Origin of the sequence: Azospirillum sp. INR13 (genome assembly GCF_015390205.1) — a bacterium.
Lineage (GTDB): Bacteria > Pseudomonadota > Alphaproteobacteria > Azospirillales > Azospirillaceae > Azospirillum.
The window spans coordinates 96143-113263 of the sequence record NZ_VUOI01000007.1 but is presented as its reverse complement, the minus strand read 5'-3'; the positions used below and the strand labels follow the sequence as shown (position 1 = coordinate 113263).

12 protein-coding genes and 3 pseudogenes are annotated in these 17121 nt (G+C 68.4%); 6 read left to right on the top strand and 9 right to left on the bottom strand.

Going from position 1 to position 17121, the window contains the following annotated elements:
• Positions 1-227: 227 nt before the first annotated feature.
• The 3 genes and pseudogenes from F1643_RS22625 to F1643_RS22615 form a co-directional block, all read right to left on the bottom strand.
• Positions 228-659: a DUF2083 domain-containing protein gene (locus F1643_RS22625; RefSeq protein WP_370540522.1), complete on the bottom strand. Its 432-nt coding sequence runs from the start codon at positions 657-659 to the stop codon at positions 228-230.
• A 127-nt stretch (positions 660-786) separates the two neighbouring features.
• A pseudogene (locus tag F1643_RS22620) lies at positions 787-1056 on the bottom strand (ImmA/IrrE family metallo-endopeptidase); the annotation flags it as partial.
• 475 nt (positions 1057-1531) lie between these two features.
• A pseudogene (locus F1643_RS22615) lies at positions 1532-1600 on the bottom strand (hypothetical protein); the annotation flags it as partial.
• Positions 1601-1975: 375 nt separating this feature from the next.
• On the opposite strand from F1643_RS22615, the gene aceA reads away from it, so the two are divergent.
• The 3 genes from aceA to F1643_RS08230 all read left to right on the top strand — a co-directional run bounded on the left by aceA (position 1976) and on the right by F1643_RS08230 (position 6336).
• The gene (aceA, locus tag F1643_RS08240; RefSeq protein ID WP_194912519.1) at positions 1976-3253 is read left to right on the top strand and encodes an isocitrate lyase; all 1278 of its coding nucleotides are present in this window, start codon (positions 1976-1978) and stop codon (positions 3251-3253) included.
• A 583-nt stretch (positions 3254-3836) separates the two neighbouring features.
• Positions 3837-4400, top strand: coding sequence for a DJ-1/PfpI family protein (locus F1643_RS08235; protein WP_042697580.1), 564 nt, complete (start codon positions 3837-3839; stop codon positions 4398-4400).
• Positions 4401-4638: 238 nt separating this feature from the next.
• Positions 4639-6336, top strand: coding sequence for a methyl-accepting chemotaxis protein (locus F1643_RS08230; RefSeq protein ID WP_194912516.1), 1698 nt, complete (start codon positions 4639-4641; stop codon positions 6334-6336).
• Positions 6337-6389: 53 nt separating this feature from the next.
• On the opposite strand, the pseudogene F1643_RS08225 reads toward F1643_RS08230, so the two are convergent.
• Positions 6390-7303 (bottom strand): annotated as a pseudogene (locus tag F1643_RS08225) (prephenate/arogenate dehydrogenase family protein).
• A gap of 112 nt (positions 7304-7415) precedes the next feature.
• On the bottom strand, positions 7416-8327 hold the full coding sequence (locus F1643_RS08220) for a hydrogen peroxide-inducible genes activator (protein WP_194912511.1): 912 nt from the start codon (positions 8325-8327) through the stop codon (positions 7416-7418).
• Between the two features lie 237 nt (positions 8328-8564).
• Between F1643_RS08220 and ahpC the strand changes: the two genes are divergently transcribed.
• On the top strand, positions 8565-9128 hold the full coding sequence (gene ahpC, locus F1643_RS08215; RefSeq protein WP_149222839.1) for an alkyl hydroperoxide reductase subunit C: 564 nt from the start codon (positions 8565-8567) through the stop codon (positions 9126-9128).
• Positions 9129-9526: 398 nt separating this feature from the next.
• Positions 9527-11122, top strand: a complete 1596-nt coding sequence (gene ahpF, locus F1643_RS08210; RefSeq protein WP_194912510.1) for an alkyl hydroperoxide reductase subunit F — start codon at positions 9527-9529, stop codon at positions 11120-11122.
• A 224-nt stretch (positions 11123-11346) separates the two neighbouring features.
• On the opposite strand, the gene F1643_RS08205 is transcribed toward ahpF, so the two are convergent.
• The 4 genes from F1643_RS08205 to F1643_RS08190 all read right to left on the bottom strand — a co-directional run bounded on the left by F1643_RS08205 (position 11347) and on the right by F1643_RS08190 (position 15132).
• Complete coding sequence (locus F1643_RS08205) at positions 11347-11712, bottom strand: hypothetical protein (protein ID WP_194912509.1); 366 nt, start codon at positions 11710-11712, stop codon at positions 11347-11349.
• 99 nt (positions 11713-11811) lie between these two features.
• Positions 11812-12783: an endonuclease/exonuclease/phosphatase family protein gene (locus F1643_RS08200; protein ID WP_194912508.1), complete on the bottom strand. Its 972-nt coding sequence runs from the start codon at positions 12781-12783 to the stop codon at positions 11812-11814.
• Positions 12784-12853: 70 nt separating this feature from the next.
• Positions 12854-13504, bottom strand: a complete 651-nt coding sequence (locus F1643_RS08195; protein ID WP_194912506.1) for a chemotaxis protein — start codon at positions 13502-13504, stop codon at positions 12854-12856.
• A gap of 146 nt (positions 13505-13650) precedes the next feature.
• Complete coding sequence (locus F1643_RS08190; protein WP_255542538.1) at positions 13651-15132, bottom strand: D-alanyl-D-alanine carboxypeptidase/D-alanyl-D-alanine-endopeptidase; 1482 nt, start codon at positions 15130-15132, stop codon at positions 13651-13653.
• Between the two features lie 123 nt (positions 15133-15255).
• Here F1643_RS08190 and F1643_RS08185 point away from each other — a divergent pair, with 123 nt between their 5' ends.
• Positions 15256-17118 (top strand): FHA domain-containing protein, encoded by a 1863-nt coding sequence (locus tag F1643_RS08185; protein WP_194912500.1) that lies wholly within the window; start codon positions 15256-15258, stop codon positions 17116-17118.
• Positions 17119-17121 lie beyond the last annotated feature (3 nt).

Below are 17121 nucleotides of genomic sequence, written 5' to 3'. Positions count from 1 at the left end.
CCAAAACCTGTCGAGGCCAACTCCGTTGGCACTGTTCTAGCCATTGTCCGGGACGCTGCATCAGGTGGCCGGTGCGCAGACACGCAAGCGGAGCTGCCGCGACGCAACGGCCGAAACCTATCAACAAACCCGGTCGAAGGCCACGGATTTATACCAGTCAAATGACGGGCTTTCCGGCAAACAACACAAACTCCGCCGTACAACATTGATCCCGGTCAATCGCCGCTTCATTCCGCGCTGGGCGGCGCGAACAGGTAGGGCGACAGGCCGCGCAGGTTCTCGTCGACGATAAGCCGATGATTCAGCGGCGGGAACGCCCGCTGCGAGCAGTCCAGCCGCGGGCAGAGCCGGCAATTCACGCCGATCGGCGTCGCCGCGTCGGTGTTGGACAGGTCGAACCCGTCCGCATAGGTGACCTGAGCCGCATGCTGGACGTCGCAGCCGAGCGCGATGGCGAACTGCTGCGGCGGGCTGCGGTGGCCGCCGCCGGCCTTCACCACCGTGCGCGCGATGGAGAAATAGGCGGTGCCGTCCGGCATCTCCGCCATCTGGCTGTGGATCTTGCCCGGCGTGCGGAAGGCGTCGTAGACGATCCAGCGCGGGCAGCCGCCGCCGAAGCGGGCGAAATGGAAGCCGGCGCCGGAAAAGCGCTTGGACACGTTGCCGGCACTGTCCACCCCGCATGAAGAAGAAGGGCACGCCCTTGGCCCCCGACCGGTGCAGGGTGGTCAGCCGGTGGCAGACCTGCTCGAAGGACGCATCGAAGCGCCGACGCAGGATCTCGATGTCGTAGCGCAGCTGGGTCGCCGCCTCGTGGAAGCGGGCGTAGGGCATCAGCACCGCCGCGGCGAAATAGTTGGCCAGCCCGATACGGGCCAGCCGCCGCGCCTCGTCGCCCGACAGGTTGGCGGCGTCGACGATGCCGTTCAGCAGGTCGCGGTGGCGCAGCAGCGCGATCTGGCAGGCCAGCTGGAAGGTGCGTCCCGATGGCGCCAGCATTTCCGACAGCAGGATGCGCCGGCTGTGGCGGTCGAAACGGCGCACGGCATAGCCCATCACCTCCGACGGCAGCAGGCGGACGCGGACGCTGTGCTGGGTGTTCAGCCAGTCCACCAGCCCGCGATAGAGGTCGCCGCGCTCCAGCTTGCCGTCCTGCCACAGGCTTTCGGCCGCCGCCTCCAGATCGGGAAAATGGTTGGAATGGGTCTGGAACAGGTCGCGCACCTCGTCCTGCGGAAAGCCGGCGCTCTGGCACCAGATGCAGCTTCTCGCGGTCGGCCACCCGCTCCGCCAGCGCCTGCAGGTCGTCGCGCGCGCCGCGGAAGCCGCGATAGAGCGCGACCACCGCCTGCCCCAGCGTCGGCGCCACCGCCGCCAACTCGCGGAAATCCTGGTTCTTGATGTCGGAGCCGTCGAACAGCGGGTCGGCGAACACCTCGCGCAGGCCGGCCACCAGCCGGCTTTCCTCGTCCTCGGCGAAGGCCTGGAGATCGACGCCGAACTGGTGACCCAATTTCAACAGCAGAGGCACCGTGACGGGGCGCTGGTTGTGCTCGATGAGATTCAGATAGCTGGGGGAGATGCCCAGCTGCTCCGCCATCTGGGCCTGGGTCAGGCCGTGGTCGCGGCGCAGGCGGCGGACCTTCGGACCCAGCATCGCCTTCTTTTCCATGGTCGCCACGGCATGCCCTTCAGCTTTACAAGATTTACGGATTTACAGGATTGTGAAAACGGCAGTTTACAAACGGACCTTTTTACAAACAAGGGCTTATTGCAACGCACCCGAGGCAGGTTTAACTCTTGATCCACGGCCGCGCTGTAAAGCGCAAGCGGCCACCAAGACGGCAAAGTGCGGTTGATTACGGCGGGAGGAAACGCCGCTGCACATCAGCCGCAGGGACCGACAAAAGGCCCGCCCCGAGACCCAAGTTCCGCCCCGATCAACCGGGCGTACCGGACATAAGGAACCTGACCCATGTCGCTCGATGAAAAGACCAAGGCCGCCATCCACGCCGCCCGTTACGAGGGCATCCGCCGCGACTACACCATGGACGACGTCAAGCGTCTGAGCGGCTCGGTCAAGATCGAGTACACGCTGGCCGAACTGGGCGCGCGCCGCATGTGGGAACTGCTGAACACCGAGCCCTACATCAACACGCTGGGCGCGCTGACCGGCAACCAGGCGATGCAGGCGGTCAAGGCCGGCCTGAAGGCCATCTACCTGTCCGGCTGGCAGGTCGCCGGCGACGCCAACACGGCCGGCCAGATGTACCCGGACCAGAGCCTGTATCCGGTCAACTCGGTCCCGGCGGTGGTCGAGCGCATCAACAACGCCTTCAAGCGCGCCGACGAGATCCAGACCTCCGAGGGCAAGGGCGACACCTACTGGTTCGCGCCGATCATCGCGGACGCCGAGGCCGGCTTCGGCGGCCCGCTGAACGCCTTCGAACTGATGAAGTCGATGATCAAGGCCGGCGCCGCCGGCGTGCACTGGGAAGACCAGCTGGCTTCGGAAAAGAAGTGCGGCCACCTCGGCGGCAAGGTTCTGATCCCGACGCAGCAGCACATCCGCACGCTGAACGCCGCCCGTCTGGCCGCCGACGTCTGCGGCACCTCGACCCTGGTGATCGCCCGCACCGACGCGGAGTCGGCGCAGCTCATCACCTCGGACATCGACGAGCGTGACCATCCCTTCATCGATTTCGACTCCGGCCGCACCACCGAGGGCTTCTTCCGCCTGAAGAAGGGCATGGGCGTCGATCACTGCATCGCCCGCGGCCTGTCCTACGCGCCGTATTCGGACCTGATGTGGTGGGAGACCTCCAAGCCGAACCTGGACGAGGCGCGCCGCTTCGCCGAGGCCGTGCACAAGCAGTTCCCGGGCAAGATGCTGGCCTACAACTGCTCGCCGTCCTTCAACTGGAAGGCCAACCTGGACGACGCCACCATCGCCAAGTACCAGCGCGAGCTGGGCGCCATGGGCTACAAGTTCCAGTTCGTCACGCTGGCCGGCTTCCACAGCCTGAACTACTCGGCCTTCACGCTCGCCAAGGGTTACGCCGAGCGCGGCATGGCCGCCTACTCCGAACTGCAGCAGGCCGAGTTCGCGGCCGAGAAGGACGGTTACACCGCCACCAAGCACCAGCGCGAAGTCGGCACCGGCTACTTCGACGCGGTCGCCACGGCGATCTCCGGCGGCACCTCCTCGACCACCGCGTACAAGGACTCCACCGAGGCTGACCAGTTCCATTGATCGCAGGTTCCGATCATCGGGATTGGTCCGTGATCCGGTGTGCGAGCCGGATCTTTTCGAACGGCTGATGCTTTGACTTGCCGACGGCCGGGGGCCTTCCCCCCGGCCGCTTTTTTGTCTCCGAACGGATTTGAAGCCGTTCATTCGAAATAAACCGTCGGTGAAGCCACGCCCCTATGGTATGGCAGACCTGCGCCGCATCAACCGGTGGTACGGCCCGGCTGGGCCGAAAGTCTTGAACGGGGCTGGAAAATAGCGCCGAATTCCCTGCCGGACAGGGAATCCGCAGGCCGCCGGCCTTGGGTGCGGCGCGGAATCCGTTGTTGACTTGGCACCGCATCGGGACCAATTAAGTTCGCATGCTGAAAACAAACCGATCCGGGACGTAAAGGTCCCACACGCCGGCACCCCGATCTCGGGCCACCGGCGGGCGGAACTGGCCGCCGCGCATCCCCCTGCGCGGCGATGACCGTTTCCCGGCCGCCCCCTGCTCCGGCAGGCCCCCGGCGGGTTCTCCCCTGGCGAACACGCTATCGGAGATGATCCGGCGTTCTTTGGTGAAACGATGAAAGGACAAGACAGTATGGATCAATCGCTCGCAGGAAAGTCCATCGCCATCCTCGTCTCCAACGGCTTCGAAGAAGCGGAGATGACCGAGCCGCAACGCGCCCTGATCAAGACCGGCGCCACGCTGCGTACCATCTCCACCGAGACGGGTCTGGTCAACGGCTGGCACGGCAAGTCCTGGGGCCATTACTTCCCGGTGGACAAGCATCTGAGCGAGGCGCTGGGCGCCGACTTCGACATGCTGCTGCTGCCGGGCGGTGAGCGCAGCGTGGCGAAGCTGCAGCAGTCGGCCCACACCCGCCGCATCGTCGGCCATTTCCTGGATGCCGGCAAGCCGATCGCCGCCATCGACCAGGGCATCCAGCTGCTCGCCATTCCCGGCAAGCTGCGCGGCCGCCTGCTGGCCGCCCCGGAGGCCTACCGTGCCGATCTGACCGCCGCCGGCGGCCGGATCAGCGACGAGGCTCTGGTCGTCGACGACATCACGGTCTCGGCGCTGGGCCAGGACCAGCTGAACGAGTTCGTCGAAGCCGTGGTGAAGCTGTTCACCGAGCTGGGGTCCGTTCGCAAGGCCGCCTGACCTCCATCCTCAGCCGGTCCCGAAACGGCCGCCGCACCAACCGGGTGCGGCGGCCGTTTCGTTTTCGGGCCGGTTCTTTCCCGCACTGTGACCATTGCCCGTCCCCTCCGATTTCCGACGAATTCACTCGCCTTCCGCGTTGATAATTTTAAACGTTCGGATTAGTAAGGTTGAGGGTCGAACAATACCTTCGGGCGGGATGATTCCTTGCCGAAGGCTTGGCGGGGATGCAGGCAAAATGGCTAAAATTCGTGCGTTCGGGCGCCTCACCATCCGCGCCAAGATCATCGTCGCCGTGCTGGGCACCGTGGTGATGGCCGGCGCCTTCGGCCTGTTCACGCTCAGCCGGCTCGAAATCCTAAACAATGCTGCGGAAACCATGCGCAGCCGTTCGCTGCCGGCGACCCAGCTGGCCGGTCAACTGACCTCCGCCGCGCAGAGTCATCGCATCGCCGAAGCCGCCTATGCGCTCGCAACCAACGAGATGCAGGTGAACCAGGCGGAAAAGGGCTGGGCCGACGCGGTGGCCGAGGTCACGGCCCGCCGGCAGGACGCCGGCACCCGCTTCACCGCCGGGGAAGGGGCGGCGCGGCTGGCGGCGTTCGACGAAGCCTGGACCGCCTATGCCGCCGCGGCCGACCGGGTGCGCGCCCAGGCCCGCGACGGCAATGCCCAGTCCGCCGTCAGCGTCTTCAAGCGCCCCAGCGCCGTCGCCTTCGCCCGCGTGCAGGAGGCATTGGACACACTGGTCGACGGCACGATGGCCGATGCCGGTGCCGTCGCCGACCAGGGAGCGGAGGTCTACAACAGCGCCCACGGCATGGTGCTGGGCGGGGTGACGCTTTGCACCCTGCTGGCGCTGGGCTTCGGCGTCGTGCTGGTGCGCGGCATCTCCCGCCCGATCCTCGACGTGGCGAGCGCCCTGGAGCGGCTGGCCGCCCGCGACTTCTCCGCCAGTTTCGAGGAATGCCGCCGGGACGAGATCGGCCGCATGGCGACCGCCGCCCGCGTGTTCCGCGACACCATGCTCGACACCGAACGCCTGCAGCAGGAGCAGGAGCGGCTGAAGACCGCCGCCGCCGAGGAACGCCGCCGCGAGTTGCGCACTCTCGCCGATGGCTTCGAGGCGACGGTGAAGCGGCTGGTCGAAGCGCTGTCGGCCTCCACCGCCGAGATGGCCGCCGCCTCCAGCGCGATGGCGGAGGGTGCGGCCGAGACGGCGCGCCATTCCGACGCCGTGTCGTCCGCCGCCGGCCGCGCCTCGGCCAATGTCGACAGCGTCGCCGCCGCCACCGCCGAGCTGTCGGCCAGTTTCGCCGGCATCGCCAGTCTGGTCGCCGATTCCGCCGGCATCGCCGCCGACGCCACCCGCGACGCCGAACGCAGCACCGCAGTGATGGGCAGCCTCGCCGAAGCGGCGGAGGAGATCGGCAAGGTGGTGGACATGATTTCCGGCATCGCCGGCCAGACCAATCTGCTGGCGCTGAACGCGACCATCGAAGCGGCCCGCGCCGGGGAGGCCGGCAAGGGCTTCGCCGTCGTCGCCAGCGAGGTCAAGCAGCTCGCCGGCCAGACCGCCAAGGCGACCGCCGAGATCCAGGCCCGCATCGTCGAGATCCAGACCGCGTCGGGCACCGCGGTCGACACCATCGGCGCCGTCACCCGCACCATCGCCCGCATCAACGAGATCGCCGCCGAGGTCGCCACCGCGGTGGAGCAGCAGTCCGCCGCCGTGGGCGAGATCGCCGCCAACATCCAGGATGCCGCCGACGGCACCCGCACCGTCTCCGACAACATCGCCGCCGTCACCGCCGCCGCGGCCTCCGCCGAAGAGGCGAGCGGCGTGATGGTGCGCTCGGTGGACACGGTCACCGGCGATGCCGGACGGATGCGGCAGGAGGTGGACGGGTTCCTGGGGGCGCTGCGGGCGTCGTAACTGGCAGGAACGAATCCGCCGAGGATTTCCCTCTCCCCGGGGGAGAGAGGGCTTTAAGCCTGCTTCGCGTCGATGATCCCCGACGCACCGCCCGCGTCTTGGTGAAGTGGTCCTGCAGCTGCTCGCCCTCGCCCCAGCGGATGGAGCGCTGCAGCGCCGTCAGATCTTCCGTAAACCGCTGCAGGATCTCCAGCACCGCTTCGCGGTTGTTCAGGAAGATGTCGCGCCACATCACGGGGTCGCTGGCGGCGATGCGGGTGAAGTCGCGGAAGCCGCCGGCGGAGAACTTGATGACCTCGGACTTGGTGTCCTCCTCCAGGTCCGACGCGGTGCCGACGATGGTGTAGGCGATCAGGTGCGGCAGGTGCGAGGTGATGGCCAGCACCCGATCGTGGTGGTTGGCCTCCATGATCTCCACGGTGGAGCCGACGCGGCGCCACATCTCCGTCACCCGCGCCAGCGCATGGCGGTCGGCGCCGGTCGCCGGGGTCAGGATGCACCAGCGGCCCTGGAACAGGGTGGCGAAGCCGGCCTCCGGACCGGAATGCTCGGTGCCCGCCACCGGATGGCCGGGGATCAGGTGGACGCCGTCCGGCAGATGCGGCCCGATGTCGCGCAGCGTCGCCTGCTTGACCGAACCGACGTCGGTGACGATGGTCCCGCGCTTCAGCAACGGCCCGATGGCCTCGCCGACCGCGGCGAAGCTGCCGACCGGGGTCGCCAGCACCACCAGCTCCGCACCGGCCAACGCCGCCGCCAGATCGGTGGTGGCCTCCGCCACGATGCCCAATTCCAGCGCCTTGGCGCAGGCTTCCGGGTTGCGGTCGGCGCAGACGACCTGCCGCGCGATCCCATATTCCGCCAGCGCCCGCGCCAGGGAGGAGCCGATCAGACCGATGCCGACGATGGCGACGCGGTCGAACAGAGGGCCAGGGACGGAAGCGGTGTCGGTGTCGGTGGTGACCATGACGCAGGGTGTCCCGAAAGCGGGTTGAACGGCAGTGTAGGCAAGGGAAAAACCGTCCCGTTTAAACCACCTCGCACCCGCCGGACCAAGCGATTCTTTCCGGCACCGCCCCTCAGCCGTCGTTGCGCGTCATCTCCGCCCTGAGCGCCTCGGCCAGCCGCTGGAAGGTCTCCTTCCGGCCGGAGGTGCGGCGCCATGCCAGCGCGATGCGGCGGCCGGGGCGGTTGCCGGCCAGCGGATGCACCGCCAGATCCAGCCCGCGCAGGATGCCCGAATCGACCGCCATCTGCGGCAGCAGCGTCACCCCCAGCCCGTTCGCCACCATCTGCACCAGCGTGTGCAGGCTGGTGCCCTGGAAAGCGGTGTTGTGCGGCGTGGCGTCCAGCGCACAGGCGGCCATGGCGTGGTCGCGCAGGCAATGCCCGTCCTCCAGCAGCAGCAAATCCTCCGACGGAACCGCCACCGGTTGAGTCGGGTCGCCGCCGCTCAGCCGGTGGCCGGTGGGGCAGACGAAGGAGAAACGGTCCTCCGCGATGTCCTCCGTCTCCAGGTCGCCCATCGGATAGGGCAAGGCCAGCAGGGCCGCGTCGAGCTTGCCGGCGTTCAGCTGGCCGAGCAGGCGGGCCGTCTGGTCCTCGCGCAGATACAGGCGCAGGCGCGGGAAGGCCTCGCGCAGGGCCGGCATCACGCGGGGGATCAGGAAGGGACCGATGGTCGGGATCACCCCCAGATGCAGGGCGCCCGACATCGGGTCGGCGGCGGAGCGGGTGATCTCCACCAGCTCCTCCGCTCCCTTCAGCAGCTGGCGTGCCCGTTCCGCGATTTCGCGGCCGAGCGGGGTCGGCAGCACCGAACGGCGCGTGCGCTCCACCAGCGTTGCGCCCAGCAGGTCTTCCAATTCCTGCAGGCCGGCGCTGAGTGTGGATTGGCTGACGAGACAGGCCTCCGCCGCCTGCCCGAAATGGCAGCGGTCGACGACGGCGACGAGATAGCGGAGTTGGCGCAAGGTGGGGAGCGGCTTCATGCCGGGATATGTAATCGGATTTATCGATCAGTTCAATTGGTATTTTCTACTTCTCTTGATCACAGATTTCCCGTATTCCTCCTCGGGTCAACGGGACAACGGAACGACGCCTCACCCCAGCCACCTGATACAGCCCCCCTTGTTCGACCCGGTGCGCCGCACTAAGTCGGGCATGTCACGGCCACCGGCCGGGGATTGAGGCGACAACCATTCATCGCACCCCATCGGAGAACACTAATGTCCTTGATCAACAGCGAGATTAAGCCCTTCAAGGCGACCGCGTACAAGAACGGCAAGTTCATCGACGTGACCGACGCCGACCTGAAGGGCAAGTGGTCGGTCGTGTTCTTCTATCCGGCCGACTTCACCTTCGTCTGCCCGACGGAACTGGAAGACCTGGCCGACAACTACGCCGAATTCCAGAAGCTGGGCGTCGAGATCTTCAGCGTCTCGACCGACACCCACTTCTGCCACAAGGCCTGGCACGACACCTCGCCGGCCATCGGCAAGATCGGCTACACCATGATCGGTGACCCGACGCTGGCCATCAGCCGCAACTTCGAGGTCCTGATCGAGGAAGTCGGCCTGGCCGACCGCGGCACCTTCGTCGTCGACCCGGACGGCAAGATCCAGATCGTCGAGATCACCGCCGGCGGCGTCGGTCGCGACGCCAAGGAACTGCTGCGCAAGGTCAAGGCCGCCCAGTACGTCGCCGCCCACCCGGGCGAAGTCTGCCCGGCCAAGTGGCAGGAAGGCGAGAAGACCCTCGCCCCGTCGCTCGACTTGGTCGGCAAGATCTAAGGGTCCTTCGGGAACCCAAAGGATCGGGGGCCGGTTCCGGCCGGCCCCACCCTCCGCCTTCCGGCGGGTGTTCATCGCAGTACCCTTGCCGGCCGGAACGGCCGCAGGGCGGTTTCCACGGGCTGGTTTCAAAGCCCCCCGTGACGGGTTTCGTCGTCGGTTTCCCCATCCCCGCGAAGGCGGGCACCCAGACGCCGCGCTTTTTGTCGCAGTCCTTTCAAAGTCTGGATCCCCGCCTGCGCGGGGAGGACGATGACGTTTCGAACTCTTCACTGTTTCAAAACCGGACCGCCTGCCCGACCGGCTCTTCCGACTCGGGCCACCATTTTCTCCGCCCGGACCGCCGCCATTTCAGGCAGGCGATCCGCCCCGGACACGAGACGTTGGGAAAGAGAGCCATGCTGGACGCCAATCTGAAGACGCAGTTGAAGGCTTACCTGGAGCGCATCACCCACCCGATCACGCTGGTCGCGTCGCTGGACGACGGGGCGAAGTCGCAGGAGATGCTGGGCCTGCTGGAAGACATCGCCTCGCTGTCCGACAAGATCACGCTGGACCGCAACGGCGCCGACGCCCGCCGCCCCTCCTTCGCGATCAACCGCGACGGCAGCGACATCGGCGTCACCTTCGCCGGCCTGCCGATGGGGCACGAGTTCAACTCGCTGGTGCTGGCCCTGCTGCAGGTCGGCGGCCACCCGTCCAAGGAATCCGAGGAGCTGCTGGAGCAGATCCGCAACCTGGACGGCGATTTCCGCTTCGAGACCTATTTCTCGCTGTCCTGCCAGAACTGCCCGGACGTGGTCCAGGCCCTGAACCTGATGAGCGCGCTGAACCCGCGGATCAAGCATGTCGCCATCGACGGCGCGCTGTTCCAGCAGGAGGTCGAGCAACGGCAGGTGATGGCCGTCCCCACCGTCTTCCTGAACGGCGAGCCCTTTGCCCAGGGCCGCATGGACGTGGCGCAGATCGTCGCCAAGCTCGACACCGGTGCCATCGCCCGCGCCGCCGAGAAGATCAAGGCCAAGGCACCCTTCGAGGTGCTGGTGATCGGCGGCGGCCCCGCCGGTGCCGCAGCCGCCATCTACGCCGCCCGCAAGGGCATCCGCACCGGCGTCGCGGCCGAACGGTTCGGCGGTCAGGTGCTCGACACCATGGCGATCGAGAACTTCATCTCGGTCTCCCACACCGAGGGGCCGAAGCTGGCCGCGGCGCTGGAACAGCACGTCAAGGACTATGAGGTCGACGTGATGAACCTCCAGACCGCCACCGCCCTGGTGCCGGCATCCCAGGAAGGCGGCCTGATCGAGGTGAAGCTGGCGAGCGGCGCCTCGCTGAAGTCCCGCACGGTGGTGCTGTCGACCGGCGCCCGCTGGCGCTCGATGAACGTTCCGGGCGAGGCGGAATACCGCAACAAGGGTGTGGCCTACTGCCCGCACTGCGACGGTCCGCTGTTCAAGGGCAAGCGCGTGGCGGTGATCGGCGGCGGCAACTCCGGCGTGGAAGCGGCCATCGACCTCGCCGGCATCGTCTCGCACGTCACGCTGATCGAGTTCGACAGCCAGCTGCGCGCCGACGCGGTCCTGCAGCGCAAGCTGCACAGCCTGCCCAACGTCACCGTCATCGTCTCGGCCCAGACCACCGAGGTGCATGGCGACGGCAGCAAGGTCGTCGGTCTGTCCTACAAGGACCGCACCGGCGGCGAGCTGAAGCGGGTGGATCTGGAAGGCATCTTCGTGCAGATCGGCCTGGTGCCGAACACCGAATGGCTGAAGGGCACGCTGGCGCTGACCCCGCGCGGCGAGATCGAGGTGGACAACCGCGGCCAGACCTCACTGCCCGGCGTGTTCGCCGCCGGCGACGCGACGACGGTGCCGTTCAAGCAGATCGTCATCGCCATGGGCGAGGGTGCCAAGGCCGCGCTGGCCGCCTTCGACCACCTGATCCGCACGGTGCCGGCCGAGGAAGCCGCGCGCGAGACCGTCGCGGCGGAGTGAGCGGGGTTATTGCGAAGCGCAGGCTTCGATTGCCCCCACCTAACCTCCCCGCTGGGCGGGGGAGGGACTGCCGCCCCCTCCCGAACAAGCGCTCAATCCCCTCCCCCGCCCAGCTCTCGCACAAAGCTATGCTTTGTGCTGACGCGGCAGGCGGACCGTAGGTCCGCTGAGAGCGGGGGAGGGTCAGGGTGGGGGTCTATAACGTCGCAAGACTCCAGCACCCCTCACCCCTTCTTCACCGCCGCCTTCTCCCGATCCACCACGTCCAAAATCCGCTGCAGCGCCTCGGTGCTCAGCGGCGACTCCATCGTCAGCCCATCCCCGAACTTGCGCAGCGCGCCGATGGCGCGGCGCCGGGCGATGAAGTCGTCGTCACCCGGCTCGAACGGCTCGACCACCGGACCCTTGTAATAGCCGCCGCGGAAGCCCCACTGGCGGCGCCCGTCGGCACGCCATTCGCTGCCGTCGGACAGCACCATGCAGCGCCCGCCTTCGGTATAGCGCTCCACCGTTGCGGTGGATTGCGGAATGGACTGGCCGCTGCGGATCGTCACGCGGTCGCCGACGCGGAAGCTGGCGGCAGTGAACATGCTGTCTCCTCAAATGGCACTCGCCCTTTCAACCGGGCCGGAGCGCCGCAAAAATCGTGAAGACGCTGTTTTCCACCAGTTGCCCCGGCAAATCCAGCCCTACAACGCGAAACTCGCCACCACCGGCGCATGGTAGCTGACCGGCGAGGGCTCGTCGGCGTGATCGACCTCGTCGGTCAGATCCTCGTTGTGGATGGCGACCTCCTGCAGCCGTTCGGTCAGCCGCGGCGAGGTCATCAGATGGTCCAGAAGCACCGGCGTGCCGGCATGCAGGACGGTGTAGCGCCGCTCGTCGGGGATCGCCTGCTCCAGCGGCTCCAGCACGCGGTTCGCCAGCTCCGGGTTGCCGGTGAAGTCGGGGGCGGCGCGGATGATGCGGACGGCGGTCTGCTCCAGCTCGGCGTTGCAGTCGCCAGCCACCACGATCAGCGCGTCGGGATCGGCGTCGAACAGTTGATCGACCGCCATGCGCGTTTCCAGCGCCTGCCCCGTCCGCTTGATCGAGGCGAGATAGAAGCCCTCCGCCCAGCCGGACGCCGTCTTCCAGGTCTGGGCATCGGCCTTCTGCCCCGGCACCGGGGCGGCGATCGGGGCGCGCAGATGCAGGTCGAAGACATGCAGAATGCGACCGTCCGGCATCTCCACCTCGGCATGCAGCACCGGCCGGTCCCAGCCGACCTCGGTTTCCGTGTCGGATACCGGATCGGCGGTGGCGAGGCGCACGCGGGCCGGCGGCACCAGATGGTGGCGCAGCAGCCGCGCAGCCCTGATCGGCCATCGGCTGACGATCACCGGGTTGTGGCGGTCGGCCGGCGACGGGGCATCACCTGCGGTGACGTGATAATCGGCATAGCGCGTGCCTTCCAGCAGGCGGGTCAGCGCGCGCAAGGTCCGCGGCTCGCTCTTCACCGGGTGCTGGGCGTCGACCTCCTGCAGGCAGAGGATGTCGGCCTCCAGCCGCTCCAGCTGCGGGCGCAGGGTGGCGATCCGCGCCTCGAAGGGCGGCTCGTCGGCATCGTCGTCCAGGTTTTCCAGGTTGAAGGTGGCGATCCGGAACAGCGTGTCGGCCATGAAGGGCTCCGCGGAGGAACGGCGGGTATCGGCGGCGCGGCTGTGGAATGTACGCCGCCGGTCGAGCTTATCAGAACAGCTCGATGTCGCCTTCGATCCGCGTCCGGCCCAGATGTTCCATGTAGGACGACTCGTTGCGGGCGATGTCGTGCAGGGTCTCGTCGCCGATCAGCCGGCGCTGGCTGCGCCCGCTGGTGGGGAAGAAGCGCACGCCGCGGGGGCTGGCGCCGCCGACGTCCCAGCTGACGGTGGGAATGCCTTCCGTCGCCAGATACTCCATCACGAATTCGACGTTGCGCCGGCCGATGTTGGCGGTGCGCAGCGTGGTCAGGTTCACGTTGGCGCCGCCGAACACCTTGGCGCGCAGCCGGTCGCGCCGGCCGGTGACCGCCAGCAGACGGTTGATCAGTTGTTCCATCGCCGTGGCGCCGTAGCGGGACGACAGCGACAGCGCGTCGGTGCCGGCATCGGGCAGCAGGAAATGGTTCATGCCGCCGATCGCCGCCACCGGATCGTACAGGCAGGCGGCGACGCAGGAGCCCAGCGTGGTGGTGATGACGACATTCGGGTCGTCGGTGACGACGCAGCCGCCGACGACGATGTTGACGACCTCCGCCCCCAGCCGCCGGTCGTGATAGCGGTTGGCGGCGACGTCCTGCCGTTCCAGCCTGCGGCGCAGGGCGCTGCGCGCGGTCGAGGTGCTGGAAATGGCTGTCATCATCGGGTCTGGCACTCCCGCTGCCGAGTGGGGACGGATATGGATCGGATGGCCGGGCATTCAATCCGACTGCGGACCAATTCGTATCGAATCCCCTTTGCCTTGCATTTTAACCGACACGTCATAGTCGAACGTATGACCTATGTCAGTCAATAGGTCAAAACCCACCGCTCCAACAGCCCGCTCTGCAACATGCGGGCGTCCGCGGCCCAGACGCGCGCGTCGGACGGGATGGCGGTCACCCGGCGGTCCAGCGCGGCGTCCATCGCCGCCCGGCGCCGGGCATCGGCGATGAACAGAACGAAGCCCAGCCGCCGGCCGCTGGTTGCCGTCAACAGCCCGGCCAAGCCCTTGACATAGGCCAGGGTCCCGGATTTGGCCCGGACGCCGGGCGGCAGCGCCTTGCCGTCCTCCTCCCCCGGCAGCAGGTCCCACAGCGCGGGTCCGCCGGCCCGCAGCAGCGCCGCCATCTGCCGTGGCGTGGCGCGCGACCCGGTGCACAGCCCCGAATGGTTGGCCAGCCGCAACCCGCCCCACCCGGCCCCGTCCAGCGGTTGCCGTGCCAGCAGGCCCTGCAGCAGCGCCGCGGAACGCCCGAGCGTCGCGACGGCCGGATCCAGCCGGCGCGCGGCGGCCAGCCCGATCACCTCCGCCGACAGGTTGTTGGAATGGCGCAGAAGCCCGCGGACCAGTTCCGCCACCGGCAGGCTGTCCAGGGTGGCGACCGGCATCGCGGCGGCCGGCGCCCGGCCCGGCAGGGGCGGCGGCAGGGCGATGCCGGCCTCGGCGGCCAACCGGCGGAACAGCGTGGCGGCGGCCAGTCCCGGCCGGGCCACCGGCACCCAGGCTGCCCCGGCCTCCCCCGCCGAAGGCGGCGTCATGCGCCAGCGGTCCGCCCCGTCCGGCAGCAGCGGAAAGCGGCCGCCCGCCGCCATCGGCAGGACGGTGACGCTGTCCAGCGGCAGCCGTCCGGCATCGGCGACGGTCAGCGCCTCCGGCCCGCCCCGGCCGCCGCGCCCCCAGCTCAGCAGGGCGCGGTTGTAGTTCAGCGACAGCGCCCCGGCGCCCGTGTTGTAGGGCGCGGCCCAGGGCTGGCCGGAATCGATCTCCGCCAGTTCGGGCAGCAGCGTGGCGTCGTAGAGGAAGCGCCCTTCCACCCGGCGAAGCCCGGCGGCACGCGCCCGGTCGAGCAGTTGCAGCAGCCCTTCCGTTGCCAGGGCCGGGTCGCCGCCGCCCTGCAGGATCAGGTCGCCGCGCAGCACCCCGTCGGAAGACGGGCCACCGCCGGTCAATCCGCTGCCGAACAGCCGGGTGGCGAAGCGGTGGTCCGGTCCCAGCAGGGCCAGCGCAGCCGAGGCGGTCGGCAGTTTCGCCACAGAGGCCGGAATGAAGGGGGTGTCGGCCGACCGCGCCTCCACCGCCCGGCCGCTGTCGGGGTCGAACAGGATATAGCCGACCGCGGTGCCTTCGGGTCCCCGACCCTCGAAATCAATGGTTGCGGCATAGGAAGGCCGCGCCACCGCGGGCAGTGCGAGGCAGCCGAGCAGGCCGAGGAACGGACGGCGGCCCAGCGGCATGGCGGCCGGGCGGTGCTTCGAATCGGGGCGGTTGGAATCGGGAAGGACTGTCAAGGGTCGGGTCTTTCCGCTTCTGATGCAGGATTTCATAAAGTATTTTGGGAAAAAATCGCTGGAAATCGCGAACAGGGACGTAGCCGGCAGCAGTCCGACAGGGGCAGGCCGAAGGGGGATGGCATGGCGATGTCCAAGCGGCGCGAGGCGCGCTTCGAGGTGGTGGTCGAACAGGGCGGCAAACCCAACATCGACGGCGTCTTCGATGACGAGAAGTCGGCGACGGAGCGCGCGAACTTCCTGCTGCGCCTTGCCAAGTTCCCGGTGGTGCGGGTGGTGAAGGTCACCGGCACCGGCCGGGAAGAGACGATCTTCCAGAAATCCTCCTCCGGCGGCGCCAAGCTGACCACCATCTCTCCGATCGAAGAGGCCAGCCTCTGCACGAGCGTTCTGCAGGTCTTTTCCTTCGACAGCCGGATGACCCTGCTGCGGCTGCTGCGCGGTTATTGGGACGACCAGGGCGTCATTCCGTCCGAGCAGCTTCACCGCTACTATCCGTTGCGCTACTTCGAGCGGGAGGCATTGCTGTTCAACCCGGCGGTCAGCCGGCTCGCCGCCATCCAGGCGCCGATGCTGGGGCTGAAGCCGCATGAACGCTACGACCAGATCATCCGCCTGTTCGCCGGGCTGAAGGAACTCGCCCAGGCGTCCGACACGCTGGCCCCCTTCGATCAGGCGCTGATGCGCGGCGGGATTTCCGGCCTGCTGCTGGCCGCCGTCGACCGCCCGGCGGAGGAGCGCGACCGCATCGTCACCCACGCCTTCGGCACGCTGCTGGAGCCGCAGCGCGAGTGGGGGGCCAAGCTGGCGGCCGTCCTGCGCCTGCACCGGGAAGGCGACGGCGAGAACAGCCGGCTGGTGGACGAATTCACGGCGGAGATCGTCGACGGGCGGGAGCCGATCCGCGCACTGATCGGCTACGCGCCCGACCTGGGCTCCGCCATCCTGGCGCTGCTGGCCACCCTGCGCGGCGACCTGGACGACCGCCTGCCCCACACCGAACCGCTGCTGGCGCTGTCGAATGTGCTTGGGTCCGATGGAACGACAACCGGCTTTCCGCGGACGCGGGAGGCTCTGCTCAACCGCATCCGCGGCGGGCTGGACGGGCTGACGCCGCTGACCCGCACCGGATTGTCCAGCGACGCCCGCGCCTTCGGCTCCATCGTCGACGGGATGATCGCCTTCGACGGCTTCATGGGCGGTCCGGCCATGGCGGAGTCGCTGACCCGCCGCGGCAAGACCGTGTGGGCGGCCGGCGGCAGCGACCTGCCCTTCGAGGAAACGATGATGCGGCTGGCTGGACGCTTCAACACCGCGGCCGGGCGGCTGGGCTACCTGCTGGACCTCGGCACCAGCGCCTACGGCCACCGCAAGATCAGCACGGTCATCCAGCATGTCGCCGACGAGTTCGGCCGGGTGAAATCGGCCGCCGAGCTTGCCGCCCCCGGCGCCTCGCTCCAGGAGGTGCGGGAGGGGCTGGGCCGCCGCCTGCGTGCCGCCGGCATCCCGCGCGTCCTGGCCGACGGGCTGATCGCCAAGATCGCCGCCATCCCCGACGAGCAGCGGATGTCGGTGACCGGCAGCGGCGTCCTGGCGGGATCGCGCCTCGCGCCTCTGGTGGCGGGGGTGACGGTCGACCTGCAGGCGCCGCCCGCGCCGCGCCTGACGCTGAGCTTCCAGGGCCGGTCGGTCGCCCTGCCCGACGCCGGCGGCGACATCGTGATCGGCCGCGCCGCCGAATGCGGCATCGTGCTGGACCATGCCTCCGCCTCGCGCCGCCATGCGGTGGTGCGGCTGCGCGACGGCGCCTTCACGCTGGAGGATCTCAGCCGCAACGGCACCCGCCTGGTGCGGCAGAACGGCGAACAGCGGCTGCTGAAGCTGGGCGACGTGGTGCCGCTGTCCGGCCGGGGGGAGATCGTCATCGGCTCCCTCGACCTCGGCGAACATCCGGCGCGGATCGCCTGGGACGTGTCGGGACGTTAGGGG